23 protein-coding genes and 2 pseudogenes are annotated in these 25,472 nt (G+C 71.3%); 13 read left to right on the top strand and 12 right to left on the bottom strand.

The window, feature by feature from the left end:
• Positions 1-69: 69 nt before the first annotated feature.
• Both ACIBEA_RS30990 and ACIBEA_RS30985 read right to left on the bottom strand, forming a co-directional pair.
• Positions 70-1,119 carry an amidohydrolase family protein gene (locus tag ACIBEA_RS30990; protein WP_399266502.1) on the bottom strand — a complete coding sequence of 350 codons (1,050 nt, stop codon included), beginning with the start codon at positions 1,117-1,119 and terminating at the stop codon, positions 70-72.
• A 66-nt stretch (positions 1,120-1,185) separates the two neighbouring features.
• Entirely contained in the window at positions 1,186-2,490 is a 1,305-nt protein-coding gene (locus tag ACIBEA_RS30985; protein ID WP_399266501.1) for a cytochrome P450, read from the bottom strand.
• A 540-nt stretch (positions 2,491-3,030) separates the two neighbouring features.
• Here ACIBEA_RS30985 and ACIBEA_RS30980 point away from each other — a divergent pair.
• The 4 genes and pseudogenes from ACIBEA_RS30980 to ACIBEA_RS30965 all read left to right on the top strand — a co-directional run.
• On the top strand, positions 3,031-3,390 hold the full coding sequence (locus ACIBEA_RS30980) for a hypothetical protein (RefSeq protein ID WP_399266500.1): 360 nt from the start codon (positions 3,031-3,033) through the stop codon (positions 3,388-3,390).
• Positions 3,391-3,392: 2 nt separating this feature from the next.
• Positions 3,393-3,554 (top strand): hypothetical protein, encoded by a 162-nt coding sequence (locus tag ACIBEA_RS30975; RefSeq protein WP_399266499.1) that lies wholly within the window; start codon positions 3,393-3,395, stop codon positions 3,552-3,554.
• Positions 3,544-4,437, top strand: a complete 894-nt coding sequence (locus ACIBEA_RS30970) for a YihY/virulence factor BrkB family protein (protein ID WP_399266498.1) — start codon at positions 3,544-3,546, stop codon at positions 4,435-4,437. Before ACIBEA_RS30975 ends, ACIBEA_RS30970 begins: the two co-directional genes overlap by 11 nt.
• A gap of 369 nt (positions 4,438-4,806) precedes the next feature.
• Positions 4,807-5,022: pseudogene (locus ACIBEA_RS30965) on the top strand (pyridoxamine 5'-phosphate oxidase family protein); the annotation flags it as partial.
• Positions 5,023-5,230: 208 nt separating this feature from the next.
• On the opposite strand, the gene ACIBEA_RS30960 reads toward ACIBEA_RS30965, so the two are convergent.
• The 4 genes from ACIBEA_RS30960 to ACIBEA_RS30945 all read right to left on the bottom strand — a co-directional run bounded on the left by ACIBEA_RS30960 (position 5,231) and on the right by ACIBEA_RS30945 (position 12,379).
• Positions 5,231-6,880: a bifunctional aspartate transaminase/aspartate 4-decarboxylase gene (locus tag ACIBEA_RS30960; RefSeq protein ID WP_399266497.1), complete on the bottom strand. Its 1,650-nt coding sequence runs from the start codon at positions 6,878-6,880 to the stop codon at positions 5,231-5,233.
• 77 nt (positions 6,881-6,957) lie between these two features.
• Positions 6,958-8,661: an aspartate-alanine antiporter gene (gene aspT / locus ACIBEA_RS30955; RefSeq protein ID WP_399266496.1), complete on the bottom strand. Its 1,704-nt coding sequence runs from the start codon at positions 8,659-8,661 to the stop codon at positions 6,958-6,960.
• Positions 8,662-8,706: 45 nt separating this feature from the next.
• Positions 8,707-10,389 carry an aspartate-alanine antiporter gene (gene aspT, locus ACIBEA_RS30950; RefSeq protein ID WP_399266495.1) on the bottom strand — a complete coding sequence of 561 codons (1,683 nt, stop codon included), beginning with the start codon at positions 10,387-10,389 and terminating at the stop codon, positions 8,707-8,709.
• A 142-nt stretch (positions 10,390-10,531) separates the two neighbouring features.
• Entirely contained in the window at positions 10,532-12,379 is a 1,848-nt protein-coding gene (locus ACIBEA_RS30945; protein WP_399266494.1) for an FUSC family protein, read from the bottom strand.
• Positions 12,380-12,571: 192 nt separating this feature from the next.
• On the opposite strand from ACIBEA_RS30945, the gene ACIBEA_RS30940 reads away from it, so the two are divergent.
• The 3 genes and pseudogenes from ACIBEA_RS30940 to ACIBEA_RS30930 form a co-directional block, all read left to right on the top strand.
• A complete protein-coding gene (locus ACIBEA_RS30940) occupies positions 12,572-13,333 on the top strand; it encodes a GntR family transcriptional regulator (RefSeq protein ID WP_399266493.1) in 762 nt (253 codons plus the stop codon).
• A gap of 392 nt (positions 13,334-13,725) precedes the next feature.
• Positions 13,726-15,174, top strand: coding sequence for a peptide MFS transporter (locus ACIBEA_RS30935; RefSeq protein WP_399266492.1), 1,449 nt, complete (start codon positions 13,726-13,728; stop codon positions 15,172-15,174).
• Between the two features lie 12 nt (positions 15,175-15,186).
• Positions 15,187-15,366 (top strand): annotated as a pseudogene (locus ACIBEA_RS30930) (MFS transporter); the annotation flags it as partial.
• 46 nt (positions 15,367-15,412) lie between these two features.
• Here the strand turns inward: ACIBEA_RS30930 and ACIBEA_RS30925 are convergent.
• From ACIBEA_RS30925 to ACIBEA_RS30905, 5 genes are all read right to left on the bottom strand, one after another.
• Positions 15,413-15,835, bottom strand: a complete 423-nt coding sequence (locus ACIBEA_RS30925; RefSeq protein ID WP_399266491.1) for an ATP-binding protein — start codon at positions 15,833-15,835, stop codon at positions 15,413-15,415.
• On the bottom strand, positions 15,832-16,713 hold the full coding sequence (locus ACIBEA_RS30920) for an MEDS domain-containing protein (RefSeq protein WP_399266490.1): 882 nt from the start codon (positions 16,711-16,713) through the stop codon (positions 15,832-15,834). The genes ACIBEA_RS30925 and ACIBEA_RS30920 overlap by 4 nt, the downstream gene beginning before the upstream one ends.
• A 211-nt stretch (positions 16,714-16,924) precedes the next feature.
• Positions 16,925-17,500 carry a hypothetical protein gene (locus ACIBEA_RS30915; protein WP_399266489.1) on the bottom strand — a complete coding sequence of 192 codons (576 nt, stop codon included), beginning with the start codon at positions 17,498-17,500 and terminating at the stop codon, positions 16,925-16,927.
• Positions 17,501-17,693: 193 nt separating this feature from the next.
• Entirely contained in the window at positions 17,694-18,563 is an 870-nt protein-coding gene (locus ACIBEA_RS30910; RefSeq protein WP_399266488.1) for a serine hydrolase, read from the bottom strand.
• Positions 18,560-19,552, bottom strand: a complete 993-nt coding sequence (locus ACIBEA_RS30905) for a LysR family transcriptional regulator (protein WP_399266487.1) — start codon at positions 19,550-19,552, stop codon at positions 18,560-18,562. Before ACIBEA_RS30905 ends, ACIBEA_RS30910 begins: the two co-directional genes overlap by 4 nt.
• Positions 19,553-19,637: 85 nt before the next feature.
• On the opposite strand from ACIBEA_RS30905, the gene ACIBEA_RS30900 reads away from it, so the two are divergent.
• The 4 genes from ACIBEA_RS30900 (at position 19,638) to ACIBEA_RS30885 (ending at position 22,881) form a co-directional block, all read left to right on the top strand.
• On the top strand, positions 19,638-19,793 hold the full coding sequence (locus ACIBEA_RS30900; protein WP_399266486.1) for a hypothetical protein: 156 nt from the start codon (positions 19,638-19,640) through the stop codon (positions 19,791-19,793).
• 87 nt (positions 19,794-19,880) lie between these two features.
• Positions 19,881-20,294 carry a hypothetical protein gene (locus ACIBEA_RS30895; RefSeq protein ID WP_399266485.1) on the top strand — a complete coding sequence of 138 codons (414 nt, stop codon included), beginning with the start codon at positions 19,881-19,883 and terminating at the stop codon, positions 20,292-20,294.
• A complete protein-coding gene (locus ACIBEA_RS30890; RefSeq protein ID WP_399266484.1) occupies positions 20,291-21,769 on the top strand; it encodes a peptidoglycan D,D-transpeptidase FtsI family protein in 1,479 nt (492 codons plus the stop codon). Before ACIBEA_RS30895 ends, ACIBEA_RS30890 begins: the two co-directional genes overlap by 4 nt.
• An 80-nt stretch (positions 21,770-21,849) precedes the next feature.
• Positions 21,850-22,881, top strand: coding sequence for a hypothetical protein (locus ACIBEA_RS30885; RefSeq protein WP_399266483.1), 1,032 nt, complete (start codon positions 21,850-21,852; stop codon positions 22,879-22,881).
• Between the two features lie 142 nt (positions 22,882-23,023).
• On the opposite strand, the gene ACIBEA_RS30880 is transcribed toward ACIBEA_RS30885, so the two are convergent.
• Positions 23,024-23,722 (bottom strand): alpha/beta hydrolase, encoded by a 699-nt coding sequence (locus ACIBEA_RS30880; RefSeq protein WP_399266482.1) that lies wholly within the window; start codon positions 23,720-23,722, stop codon positions 23,024-23,026.
• A 448-nt stretch (positions 23,723-24,170) separates the two neighbouring features.
• Between ACIBEA_RS30880 and ACIBEA_RS30875 the strand changes: the two genes are divergently transcribed.
• Both ACIBEA_RS30875 and ACIBEA_RS30870 read left to right on the top strand, forming a co-directional pair.
• On the top strand, positions 24,171-24,980 hold the full coding sequence (locus ACIBEA_RS30875) for a class I SAM-dependent methyltransferase (RefSeq protein WP_399266481.1): 810 nt from the start codon (positions 24,171-24,173) through the stop codon (positions 24,978-24,980).
• 85 nt (positions 24,981-25,065) lie between these two features.
• Positions 25,066-25,368, top strand: coding sequence for a hypothetical protein (locus ACIBEA_RS30870; RefSeq protein WP_399266480.1), 303 nt, complete (start codon positions 25,066-25,068; stop codon positions 25,366-25,368).
• The last annotated feature ends 104 nt before the right edge of the window (positions 25,369-25,472 follow it).

Below are 25,472 nucleotides of genomic sequence, written 5' to 3'. Positions count from 1 at the left end.
GGTTCGGTTCGCAACGCGGCCCGGGACCTGGTCCGGGGCCTGCCGGTCGGCACGCCGACCGGCAGCCGGTCAGACCGTTGCCAACTGCGGCATCAAACGCAGGGCGTTCTCGCGGTAGATCCCGCCCAACTGCTCGGGAGTGAAGGCCGGGTCCGCCTCCAGAGCGGGGAGCGCCAGGTCCATGACCGTGTCCTCCGGCGCGGCCGGCCAGTCGGTGCCGAAGAGGATGTGGTCGGCGGGCACATGGGCGAGGAGGGTCGCGGCCGGAGCCATGGGCCCCGCCGTGTCGTAGTAGAAGCGGCGCAGGTGATGGCGCACGGATGCCGGGTCGACCGGGGGATCGCAGAACCGTCCGAGCGCCTCCAGTCGAGGGGCGATGTACGGGAGGAACCCGCCGGCGTGCGGCAGGATCACGGAGAGGTCGGGGAAGCGGTCCAGGGTCTTCTTGCTGATCATGTTGACGGCGGCGCGCGTGGTGTCGAGAAGGAAGTCGCACAGGAAGTCGGGGATGCCCGGAACCGTCATCCGGCCGGGCCGGCCGCCCGGCAGATGGTGCGGATGGGTGTCCACCACCGCCGAGAACTCGTTCAGCTCGGCGAAGATCGGGTCGTAGGCGGGATCACCGAGGTACACGCCCCCGTAGTTGGCCGTCACGTTCACGCCGACGGCGCCGAGTTGGCCGAGTCCGCGGCGTACGGCCCACGAGGAGGCTTCGAGGTCGTCCAGGAACAGCGGGACGTAGAAGGCGAACCTGGCGGGGTGCGCCCGCACCACCTCCATCACCGAACGCAAGGTGATGGTGATGGCCTCGCGCAATTGCGCCGACGAACGGTAGCGCGCCGGCAGCATGGGCTTGAGCACGGCCGTCCCGATCCCCGCGCGGTCCATGAAGTCGATCGCGTCCTCGGCACCGAGGTACGCCCATCGGGGCAGCTGCCCCGGTGCGATCAGCTCGTGCTGTTCGGCCCACTCGCGCCATTCCGGCGCGCAGAAGTGGTGGTGCATGTCGATCTTCGGCTGGATCCCGTGTTCCCGCACCGGGCCGTGGGGCGCCGCGCCCACGGCTGCGCGCACCTGCGCACCGGTGCCCTCGACGGGCATCCCCGGGTGGTCCTTCATGTGCGGCCCCGATGGGTTCCCGCTCTCGTGCATGGCAGTCCAACGCCCTTCGGGTCTCGGGTTCGGCTACTTGGCGGTGGCCGTCGGCGCCATCGCGAGATCTCCGGCCGGCCGCTCCGGCTCCAGGACGACCTGGAGCCGTTCGAGCCCCCGGAACGCCGCGACGGGGCCCTTGAGCCACGCGCCCCCGCTCTCCTCACCCTCCGCCAGCTCCATCTCCGGGAACTCCCGGAGCAGGCAGGCGAGCGCGATTTCGAGTTCGAGTCGCGCCAAGGGGGCTCCCAGGCAGTAGTGCGTTCCGTGCCCGAAACCGAGCTGCGTTCCCCGGATCCCCACGCGCGTCACGTCCAGGACGTCGGCCGACTCGAACCTCTCGTGGTCGCGGTTGGCCGAGTTCAGGGCGATCTGGACGAGGGCTCCCCGGGGGATCACGGTTCCCGCGATGTCCGCGTCCTCGGTGGCGTACCGGAAGGTCGAGGTCTCCACCGATCCGTCGAACCGTACGAGCTCCTCGACGGCGTCGGGGATCAGCGACGGATCCCGGCGGAGCAGGTCCAGCTGATCCGGGTGGGCCAGCAGGCCGAGGATGGAGTTGCCGATCTGGAACGCCGTGGTCTTGTGACCCGCGAAGAACAGGACCCACATCGACGCGACCAGTTCCGCGTCGTCGAGCCCGTCCTCCGCGGTGATGAGGTCGCTGAGGAAGCCGTCGGACGGATGGAGCCGCGCGTGGGACACGAGCTCGCCCAAGCGCCTTTGCAGCCACTCCTCGGCTGCCTTCAGCTCTGCCTTCAACGCGGGGTTGAACCGGGACCGCGTCACCACACCGAACTGTTCCAGGATGTCCGGACGGTCGGCTTCCCGGATGCCCATCAGCTCGCACAGCACCGCGACGGGAAGGGGGAACGCCAGGGCGGACATGAGGTCCACCCGGTTGCTCTTGCGGCATTCCCGCAGGAGCTCCTCGGTGATCTCCGTGATCCTCGGCCGCATGGCCTCCACCCGCCCGGGGGTGAAGGCGCGCCGCAGGACGCGGCGCAGCCGCGTGTGCTCCGGCGGGTCCGCGAAGAGGATGTTGTCGTCCAGCGCGTCGAAGAAGCTGCCGAACACCGCGTGGTAGGTGTCGATGGCCCCCCTCATGTTCTTGCTGAAGCGGGGGTCCGACAGGGCGTCACGAGCATCGTCGTAACGGGTGATGAGATAGGTCTCCACCCCGTGCGCGGGCGTCAGCCGGCACACCGGGTCCTGCGCGCGCAGAGCGGCGTAGACCGGATACGGGCACTCGCGGAATTCCGGAGCTCCCTTGGACACGGCCGACACGAGGTCCTGCAACGCTCGATCACCGTTCGGTACGACATTCCCCTGCGTCATCTTCCGCGTCCTCCGTGGCAGCGCATAGGTGTCCTGTGGACTGGGGCGTCCTGTGGACCGGGTTGACTGGGTACACCGGTTCCCCGCGCGCACTGTTCGCGAAACGGTCCTTGGTTCGTTCGTGGCAGGGCCGGCGGCCGGCTCCGCGTCCCGGACGGCCGCGATCGGGCACCACGACCCCGTGTCACCGAAGCCTTTCGGGGAAGGCGCGTCACAGAAGGCGTTCGTCCGTGTCCATCCCTGTGTACGCACATCGCCCTGAGAGAAGAGCCGTTTCCATGACCATCCAGCAGTTGGTTCCCTCGGCGACGCTTCCCGTGTCCCCGAAGGGGCCCGGGAGATTCCGTTCAACGACGTCCATCCACCTCCCCGAGGACGAGGACGTCGAGGCATCCGCCGAGTCCCGCGTGGCGTAGGCCGTCTCTTTCGGATCCTGCCGGAGCGACGGACCGGCCCGCACCATCGGAGGAATGCGAGGAAGGATGAGATGAGCAGAGCCTTCATCGGGAGGGCCCGAGCGCATGAGGGCCTCCCACACCCTTGCGTCGGTCACCGGCCGACTCCCCGCCGGATGGCCGGCGCCGACCCACCGGCGCCCCCTTCCTGGACCGGGCCGCCCTGGCGGACCTGCGCGCCCACACCTGGTGGCCCCCCGCCGTCATCGCGGTCGGAGTCCTGTCCACCCCGCTGCTCGTGGTCCTGGCCCTGACCCTGACCCTGACCCTGCCCCGGATCGACGGGCGCCGCAGCCCCCGCCTGTCCCTGGCCGCCGCCGGAGTGGTGCTGCGCACGCGCGCGCGCTGGAAGAGGCGCTCACCGACCGGGCCACCGCCATCGCCGTCATCGACCGCTGCCGCACCCGCACCCGCATCCACGCACGACGGCGGCGTCGGCGCCTAAGCTTGCACCTGCACGTGTGGCTTGATCCGCACACCGCCCCCGACATCGTCATCGCGCCGCTCACGGCCCTCGCGGCCGAGGCGGAAGCAGCGACCGCCCCGTACGAGATCGAGACCCGAGTGCACATGAGCCACCGCAGCCACCGGATACCGCGTGTCCGCTGACGCCGGCCCCCTCACCCCCGACCGCGCCGCCACCGCTGCTCCCAGCACCACCCGGACCTGGTGGGCAGCCCTGCGCCGTACCCCGCTCACCATGTGGCGCGACGACATCAGCGACTACGCGGCAGCCCTCACCTACTACGCCATCCTGGCGATCCTGCCGACCCTGCTCGTCACCGTTCTCGCCTTCGGCCTCATCGACCCCGGGACCGCGGAACAACTGATCGCGCGCGTCACCCACTACGCCCCCGGACAGTCCGGGACCGAACTGCACGACCTCCTCACCCGCACGCTCGACGGGCGATCGGCCGCGTGGACCCTGCTCGTCGGTGGGGCAGTCAGTGCGGTCTGGTCCTCCTGCAGCTATCTGGCCGTCTTCCGCCGCGCGCTGCACCACATGCACCGCGTTCCGGACCGCCGTTCACCCTGGCGCAAGGCCCACCGCATCGTCGCCACCGCGCTGTCCCTGCTCCTGCTGCTCGGCGTGTGCGCCCTCATCCTGATCGTCAGCGGTCCCGTCGCCAAAGCCCTGGGCCACCTGCTCCACCTCGACGGCAGCGTTCCGTTCGTCTGGGGCCTCGCCCGCTGGCCCCTCCTGCTGACCCTGGTCACCCTCTTGGTGCTCGTCGTCTTCCACACCGGGCCGCCGTCGTCCCGCACCCGCCACCACAGCCTGCCCGGCGGGGCGTTGGCCGCGACCCTGTGGCTGGTCGTCTCCGCTGGTTTCGCCCTCTACACCTCCCTGGTCTCCACCTACAACCACCTGTACGGATCCCTGGCCGGGATCGTCGTCTTCCTGATCTGGCTCTGGCTGTCCAACCTCGCCCTCCTGGCCGGTGCCCAGTTCACCGCCCAACTCCACCAGGACTCCGGCGAGCACGTCTGAAGGACCGTCCGGGGCCGTGCTTCCGCGGGTGCCTGCCGGACGGGCTTCGGCGGTTTCGGGTGGGTCCGGTCCTGGTGCTCGCTACGGTGGACGGCATGACGATTTCGGCCCGTCGGCCGCCGGCCCGTCCTGCGTCGTCGCCTCCACCGGGGCGTCCTCCGAGCAGCCCCGCACCGGACAAGAACCCGCCGTTCCCGCCGAACCCGCCGCGGCGGTGCCGTGTCGGGGGCCGAAGGCGAGGGCCCTTCCCCCGCAGAGTCCGCAACACCCGCAAGCGCGGCTGACGCCCGACGCCCGACGTGGACGGGGCTGGGGAACTGGCAGCGTTTCGCCGTAAATGCCATAAAAAGCGCCCTTACAGTGACCGCCATGGCACCCACCTCACGCACGACGGCGCAGCGGTACCCGGAGCGGGTCACCTACGACCGGGACGACGCCTACGCGATCCTGGACGAGGCCCTCTACGTCCACATCGGTTTCACCACGGACGAGGGCCCGGTCGTCATCCCGACCTTGCACACGCGCGTCGACGACCAACTGCTGCTCCACGGTTCGGCCCACGGCCGGTACATCAGGACCACCTCCTCCGGCGCCCCGGTCTGCGTCACCGCCACGATCATCGACGGGGTCATCCTGGGCCGCGCCTCCTCCCGGACGCGATCACCGAGGAGCGCTTCGCGGCTCCTCGCTACGACACGGCCATCCACCGCTTCCGCCAGGACTCCTGACCACCTGGCCGCCTGCCGCGGGGACCGGCCGGGTCGGCGCTGGTGCGCCTGCCCGGCCGGTCGCTTCAGGCCTTGGTCTGGTGCCATTCCTCCGCGTACTGCTCGAAGATCGCGCGCAGGTGATGGCCGATCTTCAGGTAGTCGAGGTCGTCGAGGTTGGCGAGGGAGACGCGCACGGACCACTGGGGACCGTCGAAACCGCCTCCGTTCAGGAGGACCACCGAGGTCTGTTCGGCCAGCCGGAACAGGGCGTCGACCGGTTCGTAGTTCTTCTCCAGGAAGTCCGCGAAGTCCTTGCCGTGGACGCGTTCGGCCTCGGCCAGGAGGTCGAGTTCGATGTAGTAACCGGCCCGCTTGTCGTCATCCGAGATCTTCATCTGGGCGCCTTCGAGGAGGAGATCGAGGCGCCGGTGGACGATCTGGCGGATCTTCTCCTTGTAGGCCTGCCCCTCCTCCTGCATGTCGAAGAGCGAGAACAGGCCCATCATCACCTGCTGCGGCAGGGAGAGGCCGGCGGTGTGGTTGAGCGCCACGGAGCGGGAGTCGGCGACCAGCCGGTCGATGAAGCGGATCTCCTCCGGATGCAGGCTCAGGGTGCCGTACCGCTTGGCGAGCCGGTCCTTCTGCTCGGCCGGGAAGTTCGCGATCATCTCGTCGATGACGTTGTCGTCGTGCAGGCCGATGACACCGAGCCGCCAGCCCGTGCAGCCGTAGTGCTTGGAGTACGAGTACACGAGCAGGGTGTTGCGGGGGAGCTCGGCGGCGATCGAGCGGAAGCCCGGCACGAAGGTGCCGTACACGTCGTCCGTGACGATCAGCAGGTTCGGGTTGGAGGTGGCGACGATGTCCTTGATCTGGTTCGCGACCCGGTCGCTCAGCGCCAGGGAGGGCGGGTTGGACGGATTGACCAGGCACACCATCTTCACCGAGGGGTCGGCGAGCTTGGCGATCTCCTGCTCGGGGTAGCGCCATTCGCGCACCCCGGTCTCCGCGAAGTTGCTCGCCTGGACGTTGACGACGTCGAACTCGAAGGTGTCGAGTTCGGGGATCTCGATGTACGGGGTGAAGACGGGGGTCATCAGGGCGATCCTGTCGCCCTTGTGGAGGATTCCGTTCTTCATCAGGGAGTCGAAGATGTAGCACATGGCCGCGGTGCCGCCCTCGGTCGCGAAGAGCGAGTAGCCGCCGGCCGGGGGGTTCTTGTCGAACATCTCGTCGGCGATGTAGCCGTGGACGACCTGCTCGATGTGGACGAGCATCCGGTCCGGCACGGGGTAGTTGTCACCGGTGATGGCGTCGGTCAGCTCGTGGACGAAGCCGTCGCGGTCGAAGCCGAACCGGTCGACGGCGTAGTTGACGCACTTTTCCAGCAGCTCGACACCGGGGAGTTCGGGGTGGCGCCGGGCCCAGGAGTCGAAGCGGACGGCGATGTCCTTCTTCTCCGGCATGCCACCGAGGTTGTCGGCCGTCCACACGCGGCGGGACTCCTCCAGGGCGAAGTAGCCGAGCGCGTAGAAGGCCTCGCGCGGTCCGGTGGCGATCCAGTTCGGGTTGCCGCGGCCCGCGTTGAGCATCGCACGGGCGGTGGTGTCCTTCTGGCCGGGTTCGTCGGCCTGAACGGCGGTGGCGATCTGGATGAACTTGTCCTTCAGCTCGAAGGGCGAGAGCTGGGCGAAGGACTGGATCTCCTCGCGGGTGAAGCTGGTCTTCGGCACGGAAGGACCTCTCGGGCTGGGGACCACGGGCAGGTGGCCCCGGTGTGGTGGACATCGCCCCGGGCGGGGCGGCAGCCTCAGTGGTGCAGCAGGACGATGACCGCACCCCAGATGGTGAGGAGGACGTTGGCCATGGCGTAGGGGATGGTGTAGCCGAGGGTGGGCACCTGGGAGCGGGCTTCCTCGTTGATCGCGCCGATCGCGGCGGTGGTGGTCTGCCCGCCCGCGAGGACGCCGAGGAGGATGGGGAAGCGGATCCTCTGGATGTGGTGCCCGACGAGGAAGCCGACGATCAGCGGGATCAGGGTGGCGACGGCGCCCCACAGCAACAGGCCCCAACCGGCGCTGGCGAGACCGGAGGTGAAGGTCGGACCGGCGTTCAGACCGACGATCGCGACGAACATGCACAGGCCCAGGGTGTCCATGAACCACTGGGCGCCGGGCGGCACGTTGCCGAAGGTGGGGTACTTGCCGCGGATCCACCCGAAGACCAGACCCATGATCAGCGCGCCACCGGAGGTGGACAAGGAGATCGGGACGCCGCCGGCCTTCAGGGCGGGGATGCCGATGCAGCCGCCGAGGAAGATGCCGAGGCCGACCCAGATCATGTCGGTGGCGAACGAGGACGGCACCGGCTTGCCGATCTCCTTGCCCGCGGGCCCCACGAGCCTCTTCGGGCCGGTCAGGACGAGCGTGTCACCGCGCTCGACGGGGGTGCTGAGCCGGTAGGGGAACTCCGCACCGGAGCGGTAGATCTTGTCGATGTACACGCCGACCATGAACGGTTCGGCGCGCAGTTCGGCGACGCTCCTGCCGAGCTGTGCCTTCTCGGAGGCGATGACGTGCAGGCTCTCGGTCTGGTAGCCGAGGAGTTCGGCGTCGTCGGCCTCGCCGCCGACGTGGGTGCGGGCGTCGTAGTCGACCAGGTCGCCGCGGAGCGCGCTGACCGCGACCACGTCGCCCTGCAGAAGGACCTGCTGCTGGTCGTGCTCCAGGACCCGGCCGTCCCGGCGGATCCCGGTGATGTAGACCCGCCGGCCCTGCGCCTTCTGTTGGTTCTCGAAGTCCTCGACCGTACGGCCCACGATGTCGGGCCGCTCGACGCGGTAGGCGCGGAGCACGATCTCGTAGTAGCCCTTGCCGAGGTCGGGATTGTCGGCGGGCACGTCCATCTCCGCGGCGAGCTGCGCGGATTCCGCCGCGAGGTCACGCCGGTAGAGCTTGGGCAGCACATTGGCAAGGAGGAGCGCGCACAGGATGGTGCCCAGCGGGTAGCAGACCGCGTAGCCGACGGCGACGAGGTTCTGCTCGTTCTTGATCTGGTCCGCCGAGAGGCCGGGCAGGTTGCCGATCGCGTCCTGGGCGACACCGATCACCGCGGACTGGGTGAGGGCCCCGCCCAGGAACCCGGCGGAGAGCCCGGGCCCGTAGCCGAGCAGGGACACGAAGCCCCACGAGACGAGGAGGCCGGTGACGCAGACGACGACGGCGTTGATGACCTGGGGCAGGCCGTCCTTCCTCAGGCCGCGGAAGAACTGCGGTCCGACCCGGTAGCCGAGGGCGAACAGGAACATGGTGAAGAAGAGGTTCTTGACCGTGCCCTCGATGGTCACCTTGAACTGGGCGCCGAGGAGCAGCCCGACGATCAGGCAGCCGGTGACGGCGCCGAGCGCGAGGGCCTTGTAGCGGAGCTTCCCGAACAGGAAGCCGATCGCCACGGTGATGAAGACCAGCAGCTCCGGATGGGGCTGGAAGATGTTCCGGTTGAGGAAATCGATCATGTGAGCACCTGTGGGCCGGGGGAGGAGGGCGCAGCAGTCGGGGGGTCAGCCGCCGAGGATTCCGACGAGGATCGGGCCGGTGAGGGGGAGGAGGAAGTTGGAGAGGGCGTAGGTGATCGTGTAGCCGAGCATCGGGACCGAACTCTGCGCGCTCTGGGTGATCGCCGTGATGGCCGGAGTGGAGCACTGCTGGCCCGCGATCGCGCCGAGCAGCAGGGGCTTCTCGATCCGCAGGAGCTTGTGCCCGACGATCAGGGAGAGGGAGGCGGGGACCAGCACCATGGCGATGCCGGCGAGGGGGAGCAGGGCCCCGTACTGCTTGAGCAGGGGCCAGGCCTGCGGGCCGGAGACCAGACCCGTGCAGGCGATGAACACCGCGAGGCCCATGTCCTTGATCGTGGTCGCCGCCTGCGGCGGGAAGGCACCGAAGGTCTGACTGCGGGAGCGGAACCAGCCGAACAGCAGCCCGGAGACCAGACAGCCGCCACCGGTGCCCAGCGACAGCGGTGCGCCGCCGATCCGGACGGAGAGCTGGCCGATGAGGGACCCCAGCGCGATGCCGATGCCGAGGTAGACGAAGTCGGTGGCGTCGTTCCTGGCCACCGTCCCGATCCGGGCGACGACCTTCGCCAACCCCGACCGTGCGCCGACGAGGGTGAGGACGTCACCGCGGGCGAGGACGGTGTCGGAGGTGGCGGGCAGATGGAGGTCACCGCGTACGACTTCGGTGACGTACACCCCGTTGTCCATGAACATCGGGTGCGCGCCCTGGACATCGCCGATGCTGCGGCCGACGACGTCGGACCGGGTCACCGCGATCTCGGCCGAGGCCAACGGCGTGTCCACACCGGGGATCCCGGCCGTCTCGGGGCCGATCACACGGCCGGCCCCGATCATGTTCCGCCTGCGGCCGACGACCAGCACCAGGTCCGACAGGAGCAACTCCAGATCCGGTGCGGGGCGCACGTCACGGGAGCCCCGCCGGACGGCCTCCACGGTGATCCGTTCGTCGAACGAGGCCTCCAGCTCCCCGATGCTGCGCCCGTCGGCGTGGGTCACGAGGTAGGTGCGGCCCACCAGTCCGGGCAGTGCCTCGCGCTCGTCCTCGCCCAGCCCGCCGCCGTCCGCACCGCGCATGCGCTCCCACAGCGCGCGGGACGCGTCGCGCAGGTCGATGCGCAGCAGCATCGGCATGATCTGGCTGGTGTAGAGCACGACGGTGATCAGACCGAAGAGGTAGCAGACGGTGTACGCGGTGGCCACGTGACCCTGGTAGTCGGCGATCTGGTCCGCGGTCAGGCCGGGCAGCTTGCCGATCGCCTCCGTGGCGGTACCGACGACGGCCGATTCGGTGGCCGCCCCCGCCAGGATTCCGGCGGCCGTGCCGACATCGAGGTCGAAGGCACGGGCGAGGCCGATCGCGATCGCCAGAACACAGACCAACTCGATGGCGCACAGGGCGAAGAAGCGCAGGCTGCGCCGATTGAGATGGGCGAAGAACTGCGGGCCGGCCATGTAGCCGAGCGAGAAGATGAAGAGGGCGAAGAAGACCGTCTTCACATCCGCGTCGATCTCGACGCCGGTCCACGCCCCCAGCAGCAGGGACACGATCAGCGTGCCGCAGATCCCGCCGAGGGTGATGGGCCCCACCCGCAGTTTGCCGACCAGGTAGCCCAGGGCCAGGCAGAGGAACAGCACGAGCTCGGGATGGTCCCGGATGACGCCCATCGAAGAGGCCCCCCATTCCGGTCGACGGATGGTGTGAGAGCTTCTGTCGACACCCGTTCATCGGACCGCGGACACCTTCCCGCTGCCACTCGGATGCGCCCGAATGCGTCACTCGCGCGGCCGTGCTGCGACACGCCCGCGGTCAGCGTTGCCGGAGGAGGTGGGCGCGTTCGCGCAGCTGGGTGGCGAGCGCCGTGGTGTCGTCGGTGGGACGGCCGGTGCCGGAACCGGCGTCGGGATCGGGACCGGTCGCGGCATCGGCGGCGAGGTCTTCCGCGATGCCGTGGGCGTGGTCCAGGACGTGCTGCCAGTCCTGCAGGGCGTGGGCGTGGCGCGGGTCGGTACGCAGTCGGTCCAGTTCGGCGCGTGTGGCGGCGAGGTCACGGTGGATGCGGCGGCGCAGTTCGTGGCCGGAGGTCTCGCGGGGCGCTTCGGCGGCGGTGTGTTCGGCGTAGGCGGCGAGGTCGTCGTAGACCCGCGCGAGGCGGTGCGGGACGCGGCCCCGGACGTCCTCGGGCCACAGGAGGTACCCCAGGGCGAAGGCGGTCGCGCAGCCGAGGAGGGTGGCCCACAGACGGGCTTCGGGTACGCCGGTGCCGCTGAGGCCGAGCGGGTCGGCGAGCAGGACCATGATCGGGGTCAGGAGCAGGGTCTGGATCGCGTAGGAGCGGCGTGCGTACGCCTGGAGCAGTGCGGTGAGCACGACGAGTACGGCGACGCGCCCCCACCCGTTCGGTACCCCTACCAGGACGCCGAGCCCGACGAGTACGCCTGCGACGGTGCCGCCCCCGCGCAGGACGAGGCGTGCGGGGACGGTGCCGAGGTCGGGCCGGATGACGAGGGCCACGGTGAGGACCGACCATCCGGCGTGCGGCAGGTCGGTGAGCGAAGCCACGGCCTGGGCGGCGCCCATGCACACGGCAAGTCGTGCTGCGAAGACGAGGGCCCGGTCATCGCGGACGAGCCGGAACCAAGCACCGGTGAACCGGGCCCCGGGCTCCTGCCGGCGGGGCAGGTGCGCGCGGGCCGCGCCGTCATCGAAGTCCGAGAGGCGGTCGACGGCGGCGTGGATCGCACCCGCCTCGTGGCCGGTCCCGTCGGTCCCGTCGGTCCGGTCCGTTCCGGCCCGGGGGAACGCGGCGCCGGGCGCGGGCTTCCTCGCGGCCACGGCCCGGGCGGCGGCGCGGAGGGCGGCCGGGTAGCGGGCGGGCCCCCGGGTGCGGCTGCGGCGGATGGTGGGCGCGGCGGCGATGACTGCGACGAGGACGTCGAGGCGGGCGGCGAGCCGGTCCGCGGTGCTGCCGGGGCGGGGCGGCCTCAGCCGGTGCACGAGCAGGGTCAGGTGGGCGTGGTCCATGGCCTCGGTGACGCGGTGGCGGGCCGAGGCCCACGTGGCGGGGTCGGCTTCGAGGAGGTCGGCCACCGCGTCGTGGGCGGCGGCGACGGCGGCGCGTTCTCCTCGGTACGGGTCGTGCAGTGCGCCGGCGAGGGACAGGAACATCAGCGGCAGCCCGCCGAGCAGGAAGAGCAGGGGGTTCTGCCACCAGGGTGTGGTGGTGGGCAGCCCGAGCCCCATGACGGTGGCGAGGAGCCAGACCAGGGTGGTCATGGAGGTGATCCGGCCGATGGTGGAGAGCAGTCCGGAGCAGCCGGCGACGAGCGTGACCGCGAGGACCTCCAGCCAGGCGGAGCCGCCCGCGGCCCGTCCCAGCGCCAGGCCGATCGCGCCCCCGAGCTGGGGCAGGGCGAGGGCGAGCGCCCGCGTGCGCACGGGGGCGGAGCTGTCGTCGACGGCGGCTCCGTACGCGCCGAGCCCGGCCGCGGCTCCGATCAGGGGCTGGCCGACGAGCTGGCCGACGACGAGGGGAACGGCCATGCCGATCGCTCCGCGGACCACCAGGGCGCGTTCGACCGGTATCGGCTTGATACGGGTGACGGCGTGCAGCCAGCCCGTGCGCGAAGTCGTCCTGCTTGCGGTGCGGGTCCTCATCGGCCGAGCATTCCTTCCTACGCGAGCCTGGGCACGGCACGGTGGGCCAGGCGGACCGGATGGTCACCTTCCAGGCCACCACCTTCTTCCATGAGTACCAGACATGTACCAGTTCGCGTAGAGTCCACAGTCGGTACGTCCCCGGCGAGCCGCCCGGGCGCGCATGTCCTGACCTCCCGACACCCGATTCCCTTGGACTCGACACCGATGCCGGATCCCGCCTTCGCCCCCGTCGAGGCCGACGGGGCGCACCCCCCGTACGTCCTGGTCCGCGACGCCCTGGCCCACGCGATCGCGGCCGGCACCCTGCCCGGGGGCTCCCGCCTCCCCTCCGAGCGGCATCTGTGCACCCAGCTCGCGGTCAGCCGGGGGACCCTGCGCCGGGCCCTGGGAGCACTGCGGGAGCTCGGCGTGATCGAGGCCTCGGAGCGCCGCGGCTGGCAGGTGCGCACCGCGGCCTTCAGTCACGCGGCCGGCGGGGCCGCACTCGAAGGCTTCACCGCCCTCAACCACGACCTGGGCCGGGCCGTCACGGCCAAGGTCCTCCAGAGCAGGACCCGCCGCGCCTCGTCCGCCGAATCGGACCTGCTGGACGTCGAATCCGGCGCCACGGTCTTCGAGCTGCGCCGACTGCGCTTCCTCGACGGGCTGCCCGTCTGCCTCACCCATGACCTCGTGCCCCGCGCCGTCGCGGCGGGCATCGGCGCGGTGGACTTCACGACCGGATCGCTCTTCGCCCACCTGGCCTCCACCGGGCACGCCCCCGCCACGGCCCGCTTCAGCGTCCGCGCCGCTCCCGCCACTGCGGACCAAGCCCCCGCCCTCGACCTGGCGGTGCGCGAGCCCGTACTGCTCACCGTGCGCACCTCCCTCGACGCGGCCGGAGCCGTCGTGGCCCACACCCGCGAGGCCTACCGCGCCGACCGCTACGAACTCCGGCTGACCCTCGGCTGACCCGCGACGGCGGCAGCGCCGTGCCCGCAGCCGCGGGCAGCCCTCGTCCTTTCGGCCGAAGGAATCCAGGGGGAGTTCAGGCCGAACGGCCAGCGACCAGCCCGGTCCCCATTGGGTACAACTGTGGTTGAGGGCCACCCGGCGGCGGACGCGCCGTCGAGGGACTCGGCGACCGCGAGGAAGCCGCGCACCCTTCGCACGGTGCCGGAACCCCGATCCGGATCAGGATCCGTGGGTCCCGGACCACCCGTCATGGCTGCGCGCCCGCCCCGCGCGGGCGACCCTCGGCGTCGGACGGCGCGGGCCCCGCGAACCGATGCCCTGCCGGTGCCGGCACCGCACGCACCAGCACGACGCCGGCACCCCCGTGGCAGCCAAGAGGAGATCCGCACATGCCCACCGCCGCACCTCCCACTCTTCCGGGCCCGGACGCGACCACCCGGACAACGGTGCCGGTACGGGGACTGCTCCCGCTGTGCCTGAGCGAGGCGGCGGAGCGGTTCTCCTTCTACGGCATGCGGGCCGTCCTCGCGCTCTTCCTCGTCGACACGGCCCACGGCCTCGGCATGTCCCCGGCCGTGGCCACCGCGCTCGTCGGCAGCTACCTGTCCGCCTGCTACTTCACGGCCCTGCCCGGCGGCTGGATCGCCGACCGGATACTCGGCGCCCGCCGGGCCGCGATCGCGGGCGGGGTCGTCATCCTCGTCGGCCACGTCGTCCTCGCGCTCGACCTCGGCGCCGCCGGCCTGTACACCGGCCTGGTCCTCGTCGCCGTCGGCACCGGCCTGCAGAAGCCCAACATGACGGCCCTGGTCGGCACCCTGTTCACCCACCAGGGCGACAGCCGGCGCGACGCCGCCTACAGCAAGTTCTACGCCAGCATCAACATCGGCGGACTCCTGGCCACCCTGCTCGTGGGCTGGCTCGGAGTGGAATTCGGCTGGCCCGTCGCCTTCTCGGCCGCCGCCGTCGCCATGGCCGCGAGCCTCGTCGTGTTCGTCGGCTCCAGCGGCCTGCGCGCCACCGACGACCGACCGGCGCACCCCCTCACCACCGCCGAACGGCGCCGCATCGTACGGACCACCGCCCTCGTCCTGTTCTGCGCGGCGGCCGTTGCCGCGGCCCTCGCCGGGACCGACCACCTCACCCTCACCGGGTGCCTCAGCGCCTTCGCCGTCCTCGCCGTCCTGGTACCGGCCGGATACTTCGTCAAGCTCCTGCGCACACCCGACCTCGACGAGCGGGGCCGCAACGGGATCCGCGCCTACCTCTGCCTGTTCATCGGCGCCGTGGTCTTCTGGGCGATCTTCGACCTCGCCGCATCCAGCGTCCAACTCTTCGCCGACCGGCACGTCGACATGCTCGGCATGCCCACCACCTGGCAGGCGGCCCTCAACCCGATCATGATCGTGCTGTTCGCAGGCGCCCTGGCCGCCGTGTGGAAGCGCGTGAACGTATCGGCCCCCGCGAAATTCGCCACCGGCCTGATCCTCGCGGGCGCGTCCTTCCTCCTCCTGGCCGTCGCCGTCACGCAGACCGGCGGGGGCGTCCGGATCAGTCTGCTGTGGCTCGTCGGCCTCTACTTCCTCCAGACCGTCGGCGAACTCTTCCTCAGCCCCACCGGTCTGTCCATCAGCCACAAACTCGCCCCCGCCGGCATGGGATCCCAGCTGGCCGGCCTCTTCTTCCTCTCCGCCTCCTGCGGTGACGCCATCGGCGCCCAAGTGGCCTCCCGCCTCACCGGAACCCCCCTCTACCTCACCCTGGGCACCCTCGCCGTCCTCGCCGGCTGCGCCATGGTCCTCGCGACTCCCCGCATCCGAGCCCTCATCGGGGAGTAGCGAAAGCACCACGCCCTCGTCTCACTCGGCAGGATGCTCCAGCAGCGCCTCGTGCTGACGCGCGGACGCATCACGTTCTTCTTGTTCGCATCGTTCGGAACCCTGTGGAGCGGGCTGTCCTTGCCCCTGGCGGGAGCGCCGTGGCGGCTGAGCGAGAGCCAGATCGGGCTGTTCGGCCTCGCCGGCCCGGCACCCCGAGTCGATCTGGGCGGAACGCCCCAGGGGGAGCGCACCTGCGTCAGAGCCGCATGACGCAGGTGACCTCGGCGCCGATGTCACGTGCGGCGATCTCCATGCCGTCGGTGATCTCGCGTACCAGCCAGAGACCGCGTCCGCCCTCGGCGGTGCCCGGGTCGGGCCGTACGTGGGGGACGCTGTCCGGGGTGAAACCCGGGCCTTCGTCGGTGACCCGGCAGCGCAGGGCGTCCGGGCCCTGGTAGAGCCTGAGCGTGCCGGACCCACCGCCGTGCCGCACCGCATTGCAGGTCACCTCGTGCACGGCCAGGACGAACGCGTCCCGGCGGGCCTGCGGAAGACCGGCGTCCAGGGCGATCCCGTCGATCCGCAGGCGAAGTTTGCCCAGGTCGGCGGCGTGGAAGCGGGTCTCCCACACCAGCTCTTCGCCCGCCGGGGGCGACGCCGAAGCCGGCAACCGGGTCATCCCAGGGCTCCTTCGTCCTCGACCAGGCAGAGGCCGGCCACCGCGAGCGCGCCGAGCCGCCGGAGCAGACCCGCGTGGAACGTCGAACAGCGGACCTCCACCCGCACCTTCGGATCGGCGTCCCGCACCTGACGCAGGAGGTCCGCGGCGCACGTCACCGACAGGAAGGGGACCGGAGTGAGGTCCAGGAGCAGCGGACGGCCCGCTCCGGCCCCCCGCAGCGCGGAGCGCAGGGCCGAACTCCACGGCGCGCGCGTCGACCAGTCCGCGTCGCCCACCATCCGCACCCCGTGGCCGAAGTGGAATGCGCCCAGATCCCCGGGATGCTCCAGGAGTGCCACGGGATGGCCCACCCGCATGGCCTCCACCGTCCCGGCGGAGAACCGGCGGCGGTCGTAGGTACAGATCTCCGCGTACGAGCGGTCGGTGAACAGGGCCTCCGCGTGCGTCTCCCGGTGCATGACGCCCTCGATGTCCATGCCGAGGTCCTCCACCCACGCCATGTCGATGACCGACCGCAGGCCCGCGTAGCCCTCGTCCCGGGCCCGTAGGGTCTCTTCGCGCAACCGGCCCAGCTGCTGCCCGGCGGTGAATCTCCGGTGCGGACTGATCAGTTCCCGCATGCTCGTGAGCCGTAGCTGGCCGCGCTCCAGCGCCTGAACGGGCCGCTCGTCCGGGAACATCTGCCGGACCACCTCATCGTGCGGCACGTCCGGGTCGGCCATGACGACGACCTTCTCGTTGCGGGCCAGCCCGAGCATCGCGAAGACCCCCAGCACCCCCCAGCGCACCTCGTCGTCCGCGTAGTGCGCAAAAGCGTGATCCCCCAGGCCCATCTGCTCCACCGACAAGGTGTGAGCGCCCACAGGAACGGCCATGGTCCCCCCTCCCTCCGTGCGATCCGCCCCGCCGTCCCCGTGCCGGAACGATGTGGGCGCGATGAAGGCAGCGACGGTACGGCTCGCGGCGGCATCGGGGGCCATCAGTCCAGTTTTGGATGAAGGTGAACCTCTGTGGCGCTTCCTGTTCGCACGCGCTTTCTGCTCCGCGGTCCGTACGTTCGCAGTCAGGGGCGCGGCTCCGGGGTGATCAGTGGCACCCGTACTGCGCGAGGATCGCCCGGGTGCGGGCGTCGGCGGGGGCGGGGGCGGCGGACTTGGTGGGCGCGCTCAGGACGAGCTGCGCGCTGCGGGGTTCTCCGTCCGGGCGGACGGCGAACCGGCCCCGGACCGCGAGTTGAGCCGGCTGCGTGGCGGTGGCCTTCGTGGGCTCGATGTCGGAAAGGGCCGCGATGGTGACGTGCGGGCTGGCGTACGGGGTGCCCGCGAGGCAGCGGCCCGCGCCGCCGGGGGAACGGTTGTAGTGGCCCTGGACGTCACTACTCGCCCAGGTGAACAGCGATGCCACGGTCAGGCCGCAAGCCAGGGCCCAGATGAGGCAGGCCCCAAGGAACCGGAGCGTTCGATTCGAGGTGCGACGCCGGATCCACAGCAGAGCCGCCACGGCGGCGCCCGCGAAGACGGCCGTGCAGACGACGCCGAGGGCGGCGTAGTCCGTGAGGGCCGAGGAACCCGCGATCAGGGACCACCGGGCCACGGGGACGGCCAGCCCCGCGACCGTGAGCAGCAGGGCGAGCAGGTAGGCGCCCGTCAACCGAACCGACATGACCGTGCACCTTTTCGTGAGGACTTCAAGGGTCCCTTCTGGAATAGCGCCGTCAAGGGCCGTCGTACATCGGCCGGTCGGCCGGATCCGGCCGCCGAACGGCCGATGTATCCCGCTCGTCGACCTCTCCATGAGGTGGCGGGTTCCCGGCGTTCGGCCGGGGCGCCGGAATTCTTCCCGGGCCCTGGTCGTGTCAGCGGGTGCGGAGGCCGTCGACGGCGATGCGCGCGGCGGTTCCGATGACGGCGTCGACGGCGGGGAGCGTGGCTGCGGGGTTGGCGGCGCGGGTGAAGACGGCGATGGCGTAGCGACCGCCGTCCGGGTATTCGACGACTCCCACTTCGTTGCGGAGCGTGGGCAGGGTGCCGGTCTTTCCCGCGACGTGTACGTCGTCGAAGGGGAATCCGGAGGCCATGCGGTGGGGCCAGACCTGGAGGCCGAGGAGGCGGCGGACAGCGGCGCAGTGCTCGGGAGCGGTTGCTTCGTCGCGCCAGACGGCCCGCAGGAGGGTGGTCATGTCGCGGGGGGTGCTGTGGTTGGTGCGGGCGGGGTCGAGCGCGCGCAGACGAGCGATGACGTGAGGGTCGCTCAGGGCCTGGATGCCGGTGGGGCCCGCGTCCTCGCGGAGGGTGGCGAGGGTCCCGGCGAAGGAGCGGACGGCGCGGGTGCGGGTGAGGCCGAGGCTCGCGGTGGTGGCATTGACGGCGTCGAGGCCGACGCGTTCCAGGATGAGCGCGGCGGCGGCATTGTCGCTGAGGGCGGTCATGAGGTAGGCGGCGTCGCGCAGCGAGATGCGGACGGGGTCGAGCATGGCGGACAGGCCGGTGGGACCGCCCGCGCGGTGCGCGGGCTCGCAGTGCACCTGCTCGGTCAGGTCCACCAGGCCTTGCTCGGCCTGCCGGTGGAGGGCGAGGAGGAGGGGGAGCTTGTGGACGCTGGCGGTCACGACCGGTTGGTCGGCGCCGGCGCTGATCTCGGCGCCGCTGTCGATGTCGACGGCATGGAGCCAGCCGGTGGCTCCCGCTTCGCTGAAGGCGCTGTGGATGCGCTGGAGGGGGTTCACAGCCAGTACTCCGATGCCGGACGCAGGTGCAGGGGGCGCGGGGACGGGGTGTCGGACAGGACGGTGGTGTGCCGCAGCCCTCCGGGGACGGCGTCGGCGAAGGCGCTGACGGAGGCGCTGCCCCGGCCGCGCGGCCAGGCGGCGGAGTAGCGCCAGGTCAGCGGGGCGCCGGCCAGGGGCCGCCACAGGACGTCGGATCCGGACGGACCGGTCGGACCGGTCGGAGCGGTCGGAGCGGTCGGGGCGCGTGGCGGCGCCGGGCTGAAGGCCACGGCGTTCACCGAGAGGATCAATCCCTCGACGAAGCTGTCGCCCTGGCCGTGACGGATCGCCTCGGGCGTGTAGCCGTCCCGGGCGCAGGTGGTGAGCATGTCGTCGTAGAGGGCGGGGGCGTCCGCACGCGGGAAGAGGACCAGGCCGTGCCCGGTGAGGGCGGCCAGGGGCACCTCGGTGCGTTCGGCCAGGGGTGAGGACGGCGGCAGGAGCACGCCGAGTTCGCAGCGCAGGAGGGGGCCGAGCTCGAGTCCGGTGACGTCGCAGGGGTGATGGATCAGCCCGACGTCGAGGTCGTGGGAGACGAGGCGGGCGAGCTGGTCGGCGGTGGGGAGTTCGTGGAGCTCGACGTCCAGTCCGGGATGGCGCTCGCGCAGCTCCGTCAGGATCGCGGCCACGGTGGCGGCGCCGACGCCCGGCGGAAGGGCCGCACGCAGGAGGCCCCGGTGGCCGTCCCTGATGCGGGCGGCGCTGCCCAGAAGCGCGTCGCAGCCGGTGATCAGGTCGCGGGCCTCGGGGAGGAGCAGGGCGCCCGCCTGGGTCAGGGTGACCTGGCGGCTGGTGCGTTCGAAGAGCCGGAGGCCGAGCTCCTTCTCCAGCCGCTGGATGCGCTGGGACAGGGGCGGCTGAGCCATGCCCAGGCGAGCTGCGGCCCGGCCGAAGTGTCTTTCTTCCGCAACAGCGACGAAACTCCGCACGTGCCCGACGAGGTCCATGAGCAGCAACGATATCAAATCTCAATTGATCGCCCATTGATCTAGATATTGGACATAACGGGGCTTGGGCTGTTGATGTCGGGACATGACCGCATTCCTCTTCCTGTGTGTTCTCGCCGTCCTCGGGGCGGGCCTGGCGGCCTGCGCCGTCGCGGCTGCCGCCCTCGCGCTCGTCACGGGCAGCGCGTACGCCGCCGAGTGGGGACCGTTCGCGCCGCGGACGTCGACCTGGCCGCCGTGACCGAGGCCGAGGCATTCCTGGCGGACTGGGGCCGCGAAAATGCCGGTCACGGACCTGGGCACCTGGGCGCCGCCTGGAAGGCGGCTCATGGAAAGTCGCACGGACGCGTCGGTGGTCGATCCGCACCTGAGCGGCACCGAGAAGTTCCGCCTGACCCGCCACGAAGCCGCCACGCCGCCGGTGACCGACCGGGCGGGCGCTGCCCTCTCCGCCGAGCGCAGCCCGTCCCTCAAGCCGGTGCTCGACCAGCTCGTACGGGAGTCGGACGGCGGCCCGCGCGGTGTCATCGAGCGGATTGACCGGGCCACCGGAGAGGTCGTCGCACCCGCGGCAGCGTCGCCGTCGCCGTCGTCGTCGAAGGCGGCGTCACCGGCGGATCCTCCGCCGTTCCGGTGGTCCGCCACCTCCTGGAGGCCGTCTCCCAGGACGCCTCCTGACCTCAACCGTGTCGCACCGTTTTTTGCCAGCCCGCCGAGCGCGCTCCATCGAAAGGGAACATGAACAAGACACTGCGGCACACGGCCCTCTTCCTCGGGGCACTGCTGTTCGCCCTGCTCGCCCGGGTGACCTGGATCCAGTTCGTCGACGCCGAGACGCTGGCCAAGGACCCGAACAACCGCAGGAACCTCATCGAGGCGTTCGGCAGCCCCCGCGGCGACATCATCGTCGGCGGGCGCCCGATCACCGGCTCCGTACCGGTCCCCGGCTCCGACCTCGCCTACAAACGCACCTACGTCCAGGGGGCGATGTACGCGCCGATCACCGGCTACCTCTCCCAGGCCCAGGGCGCCACCATGCTGGAGGGCGTCCACCGCGACGTCCTCAGCGGAACGGACCCGCGGCTGCGGGCCGGAGCCCTCGACGCTCTGACCGGCGTCCGGCCCCGGGGTGGTGACGTCGTCACCACCATCGACCCCGCCGCCCAGAAGGCGGCGTACGAGGGCCTCACCGGGATCGGCGCGAAGGGCGCCGTCGTGGCCCTCGACCCCCGGACCGGGAGGGTCCTCGCCATGGCCAGCACCCCGTCCTACGACCCCGGTGCCTTCGCCGGCCGATCCCGCGCGGAGGGGGAGGCGTTCACCCGGCTCGGCCAGGACGAGGACAAGCCCCTGAGCAACCGGGCGATCCGGGAGGCCTATCCGCCGGGATCCACCTTCAAGGTCCTCACCGCCGCTGCCGCACTCGAACACGGCACGGTCACCGACATCGACGCCGCCTCCGGGACACCCGCCCCCTACCAACTGCCCGACAGCACCACGAAGATCGGCAACGTGGTCCCCGACGCCCAGTGCGACAAGGCCTCGATGAAGACGGCCATGCAGTGGTCCTGCAACAACGTCTTCCTGGACGCGGCGCTGAAGACCGGCGTGGACAAGATGCGCGAGACGGCCGAGAAGTTCGGCTTCAACCAGGAACAGTTCATGCCCGTGCGCACTTCGGCCAGCGTCTACCCCGAGCAGCTCGACCGGCCGCAGACCGCCTTGACCGGCATAGGCCAGGGAAGCCTGACCAGCACCCCCCTGCAGATGGCCATGGTCGCGGCCGGCATCGCCAACGGCGGCACGGTCATGAAGCCCCACCTCGTCGACCGGATCAACGGACCCGACCTGTCCACCATCGAGAAGACGGAACCCCGACCGCACGGGCGGGCCGTCTCCGAACGCACGGCGAAGAAGGTGCAGGAGATGATGGAGCACACCGCCCGCGAAGGCACCGCGGACGGTGCCCGGATCCCCGGCGTCGTCGTCGGCGCCAAGCCCGGCACCGCCCAGCACGGCGCAGATGTCCGCGACGAACGCCCGTACGCCTGGTTCGTCTCCTACGCCAAGCAGGGCGACGGCGCCTCACCCGTCGCGGTCGCCGTCTTCATCGACCCGAAGGACATGGACATCTCCCGCTCCGACATCGGCGGCGGCCGCCTCGGCGCACCCATCGCCAAGGCCGTCATGAACGCCGTCCTCAAGCAAGGGGCGTAGCTGCCCCGCCCGGCTGCCGGGCCGCTCCCGCAGCGGCCCGGCAAGATCCGAAAGAGACGGCCTGGCTAGGGTCGCGTTCCATGACGAGGACCACGCCGCCGCGCCCGCTCGATGTCGAGGCGCTCTTCCCGGAACTGGCGGCCCACCGCGGCACGACGACGAGGCTCCACCCGAGGCCGGGCAGCCCGCAGCTGTCCGCCAGCTCGGTGGGTGGTCCGATGCTGTGGCCGGTGGGGGAGCGGTGGCCGGTGTGCGGTGAGGCCCACGGCCGCGGGCGGGGTCGGCGCCCGGCCGACATCCACGACCACCGCCGGATCCTGGCTGCCGCATGGGCTCGGGAACAGAGCCCGGGCCCGACGGACGCGGAACGCGCGCTCTTGACCGAGCTGCAGGTGGAGCACCGGCTTCCCGAGGCGGCGCGAACGGATCGGCTGCCGATGATCGGCCTGGCGCAGCTGTACCGGCGGGACGTCCCGGACCTGCCGGCGGGGCCGGCGGACTGCGACCTGCTCCAGGTGTTCTGGTGCCCCTTCAACGCGCACGGCCCGAGCCGGTACGACCTGAATCTGCTTCTGCGCTGGCGGCGTTCGTGGGAGGTCGGGGACGTGTTGGCCGTTCCCCCGCAGCCGTTGGTCGTCGGGTCCGCCGGGTTCGTGCCGGAGCCGTGTGTGCTGTACCCGGAGCGGGTGGTCAGCTACCCGTTCGCCGGCCTCCTGCCGGAGGAGCTGTGCGACCGGCTCGACGCCTGGGACGAAGCCCAGGACGAGGAGGCCGAGCGGTCGTCAGACGAGCTCGCGACCGATCCGGTCGGCTACCAGTACGACCTGTCCATCCCACCCGGCTGGCGCGTCGGCGGCTTCGCCTCCTGGCACGCCACCGACCCGTATCCCATGGACTGCCAGATCTGCCGGACGCCGATGTGCCTCCTGCTGACCATCGACAGCTCGGGATGGGACGGCGGTAGCGGCAGCTGGAAGCCGCTGGAGGATCGAGACCTGCCCGCCCATCGCTGCGCCACCCCGACGAAAGTCACCGTGGGCCGATCCGGCGAGCTGAACATCTTCGCCTGCCCCACCGACCCCGACCATCCGCACCGCTGGAGCATCCAGTAGCACGGGCGGCGGCCTCGTCCGGTTCGTCACTCCGATCATCGGCTCATCGGCGAACGCGGATGCTGTCGCTCCTGCCCCCTCCCGAGCTGACGGTCGGGTCCCGGTGGCCGAGCACCGCCGAGGCCGTGGCCGCGCCCGCGGGCTACCGGCCGCCGAGGTCGTTGGCGGCGGCTTCGATCAGGTCCGTCACCGGGCCCGGCTGGGAGGCCAGGGAGGCGTGGGAGGCGTCCAGTTCGATCGTTTTGCGGGGATCCATCCGGGCGGCCATCTTGCGTTCGTTGTCCGGGTGGATCATGCGGTCCTGGGTGGACACCTGGTACCAGCAGGGCTTGGTCCGCCACGCCGGATCGGTGACCTCGTCGCCGAAGGTGGAGGCCAGCGGGGCCTTCTGGGTGACGGCCATGATCCGGGCCTCGTCCTGGGACAGGTCCTGCGCGAAGCTCTCGCGGAACTTGTCCTGGACGATCCACAGGTAGCCGTCCGAGTCCGGCGCGATGTTCGGGAACGCCTCGGGCGGGAGCTCCTGGCTGATCCCGCCCGGGCTCTCGCCCGCGTCGGGCGCGAAGGCCGCGATGTAGACGAGCCCGGCGACGTTCGGCAGGGTCCCGGCCTCGGTGATGACCGCGCCGCCGTACGAATGGCCCACCAGCACCACCGGGCCCTTGATCTGGCGGACCATCTTGCGGGTGCGCTCGGCGTCGTCGGCGAGCGAGGTCAGCGGGTTCTCCACGGCGTGGAGGTCCTCGTAGCCGCGGCGGTGGAGTTCGGTGATGACCTTGGCCCAGTGGGCGGCGCCGCCCCAGAATCCGTGGACCAGGACGATGGCGGGTTTGTCGGGCATGGCAGACCTTTCGCGGGGGTGGGGGTGGGGGTGGGGGCGGGGGCGGGGCAACGCCCTGCCCACGCTAGGCAGGCTCCCCGGCCCCCGCCACTGCGGAATCGTCCACCGCGGCGGCAGCGGCCACTACCCGGCGACCTTGCCGTGCACCCCAGCGGAGCCTCCGCCCGACGTGCCGGCCGACCACGACCACGACGTCGTCGTCCGGCTCGAAGGCGCCAAGCGTTGCCCCTATACGGGCCCCCGCGCTGATGGCCGAAGTGGTGCTGTAGGCCGGGGACATGCTGCACTGCCGGCTCGCTGGCGTACGAGGGCCTGGCGGCGACGGTCGCGCTTCAGCAGGCGCCGGCGCGTGAGACCTGCCAGTGGGCCGGGTGCGCCAGGCCCGAGCCCCTCACCGCCCGATAGCCGTCGGCGGAACTCGTGCGGTGCTGCAACTAGGGTGTGGCGCATGAGCCAGACTCCCGTTGACCCCGTCGACCCCGTCGCGCACAACCGCCTCGCCTGGGACCGCGAGGTGGAGGCGGGCAACGAGTGGTCGCGCCCGGTGGGCCCCGAGGTGATCGCGAAGGCGCGGGCCGGTCAGTGGTCCGTCGTCCTGATCGGGCACGAGCCGGTCGACCGGACCTGGTTCCCGCCGGACATGTCTGGTCGCGATGTGCTCTGCCTCGCCTCCGGCGGCGGGCAGCAGGGTCCGGTGTTGGCCGCGGCGGGCGCGCGGGTGACCGTCTTCGACAACTCGCCCCGCCAGCTGGCGCAGGACGAGATGGTCGCGGAGCGCGAAGGGCTCGACCTGCGCACCGTGCTCGGCGACGCGCGCGACCTGAGCGCCTTCCCGGACGCCTCGTTCGACCTGGTCTTCCACCCGGTCTCCAACCTGTTCATGCCGGAACCGGCGCCGGTCTGGCGCGAGTGCCACCGCGTGCTGCGCCCGGGCGGAACGCTGTTGTCCGGCTTCCTCAACCCGGACGTCTACCTCTTCGACGCGGAGCCCCTGGAGGCGCGCGGCGAGCTGATCGTGCGCCACCGCCTGCCCTACAGCGACCTCACCCACCTGGAGCCCGCCGAGCGGGAACGGCTGTGGGGCCTGGACGCGCCGGTGGAGTACAGCCACTCGCTCACCGAGCAGCTCGGCGGCCAGATCGCGGCGGGCTTCGCCATCACCGGCTTCGCCGAGGCGCCGCACCACTCGGACGCCACCGCCGGCTGGCTCTCCGGCTACTTCGCCACGCGAGCGGTCAAGGCCGGCACCGGTCACTGACCCTCCACGGGCCGGGCCGGGTGAGCAGCGCGGGCTCGCCGGGGACCGGGCACGCGCTGTCGGTGGTGGCTGCAAGGCTGGTCGTATGAACGCTGATGACGAGCAGCTGATGCGAGGCCGGGTGTACGGCCGTGACCACGACGACCCCGACCCCGGACCGCTGCCGCACCGGAGGTACGCAGTCCTCGTCGGCGGGCCCCTGGACGGACTGCTGCTCGACATCACGGGCTGGCGGCCGGAGGAGGTCGACGACGGCGTCGCCCTGTCCACCGAGCTGTCGCGGTGGCCCGGCGGCCGCGCGTTCTACGACCCGCGCCCCGGCGAGCCGCGTCCGCCGGGTGGCCCGGGGGTGGTGTGCCGCTTGCACTTCTCCGGCGACACGCCCTGACCATTGCGCACGACCTGTGCCCGGCGCCGGGGCAGTTGCACGAACCGGACGCACCGGTCCGTCCGACTGGTACGCGCCCTCGGCTCTTCAGCCTCGGAAGGGGG

The organism is Streptomyces sp. NPDC051555, from assembly GCF_044454405.1.
Taxonomy (GTDB): domain Bacteria; phylum Actinomycetota; class Actinomycetes; order Streptomycetales; family Streptomycetaceae; genus Streptomyces.
Note: the sequence above shows the minus strand (reverse complement) of the source record. Positions and strands in the feature narration are given on the sequence as shown.

Coding starts and splice junctions, on each gene's coding strand:
- ACIBEA_RS30990 (WP_399266502.1), bottom strand. CDS start 1,119: ATGAAGGACCACCCGGGGATGCCCGTCGAGGGCACCGGTGCGCAGGTG.
- ACIBEA_RS30985 (WP_399266501.1), bottom strand. CDS start 2,490: ATGACGCAGGGGAATGTCGTACCGAACGGTGATCGAGCGTTGCAGGAC.
- aspT (WP_399266496.1), bottom strand. CDS start 8,661: ATGATCGATTTCCTCAACCGGAACATCTTCCAGCCCCATCCGGAGCTG.
- aspT (WP_399266495.1), bottom strand. CDS start 10,389: ATGGGCGTCATCCGGGACCATCCCGAGCTCGTGCTGTTCCTCTGCCTG.
- ACIBEA_RS30945 (WP_399266494.1), bottom strand. CDS start 12,379: ATGAGGACCCGCACCGCAAGCAGGACGACTTCGCGCACGGGCTGGCTG.
- ACIBEA_RS30935 (WP_399266492.1), top strand. CDS start 13,726: ATGCCCACCGCCGCACCTCCCACTCTTCCGGGCCCGGACGCGACCACC.
- ACIBEA_RS30925 (WP_399266491.1), bottom strand. CDS start 15,835: ATGACCCGGTTGCCGGCTTCGGCGTCGCCCCCGGCGGGCGAAGAGCTG.
- ACIBEA_RS30920 (WP_399266490.1), bottom strand. CDS start 16,713: ATGGCCGTTCCTGTGGGCGCTCACACCTTGTCGGTGGAGCAGATGGGC.
- ACIBEA_RS30915 (WP_399266489.1), bottom strand. CDS start 17,500: ATGTCGGTTCGGTTGACGGGCGCCTACCTGCTCGCCCTGCTGCTCACG.
- ACIBEA_RS30905 (WP_399266487.1), bottom strand. CDS start 19,552: ATGGACCTCGTCGGGCACGTGCGGAGTTTCGTCGCTGTTGCGGAAGAA.
- ACIBEA_RS30900 (WP_399266486.1), top strand. CDS start 19,638: ATGACCGCATTCCTCTTCCTGTGTGTTCTCGCCGTCCTCGGGGCGGGC.
- ACIBEA_RS30895 (WP_399266485.1), top strand. CDS start 19,881: ATGGAAAGTCGCACGGACGCGTCGGTGGTCGATCCGCACCTGAGCGGC.
- ACIBEA_RS30890 (WP_399266484.1), top strand. CDS start 20,291: ATGAACAAGACACTGCGGCACACGGCCCTCTTCCTCGGGGCACTGCTG.
- ACIBEA_RS30885 (WP_399266483.1), top strand. CDS start 21,850: ATGACGAGGACCACGCCGCCGCGCCCGCTCGATGTCGAGGCGCTCTTC.
- ACIBEA_RS30880 (WP_399266482.1), bottom strand. CDS start 23,722: ATGCCCGACAAACCCGCCATCGTCCTGGTCCACGGATTCTGGGGCGGC.
- ACIBEA_RS30875 (WP_399266481.1), top strand. CDS start 24,171: ATGAGCCAGACTCCCGTTGACCCCGTCGACCCCGTCGCGCACAACCGC.
- ACIBEA_RS30870 (WP_399266480.1), top strand. CDS start 25,066: ATGAACGCTGATGACGAGCAGCTGATGCGAGGCCGGGTGTACGGCCGT.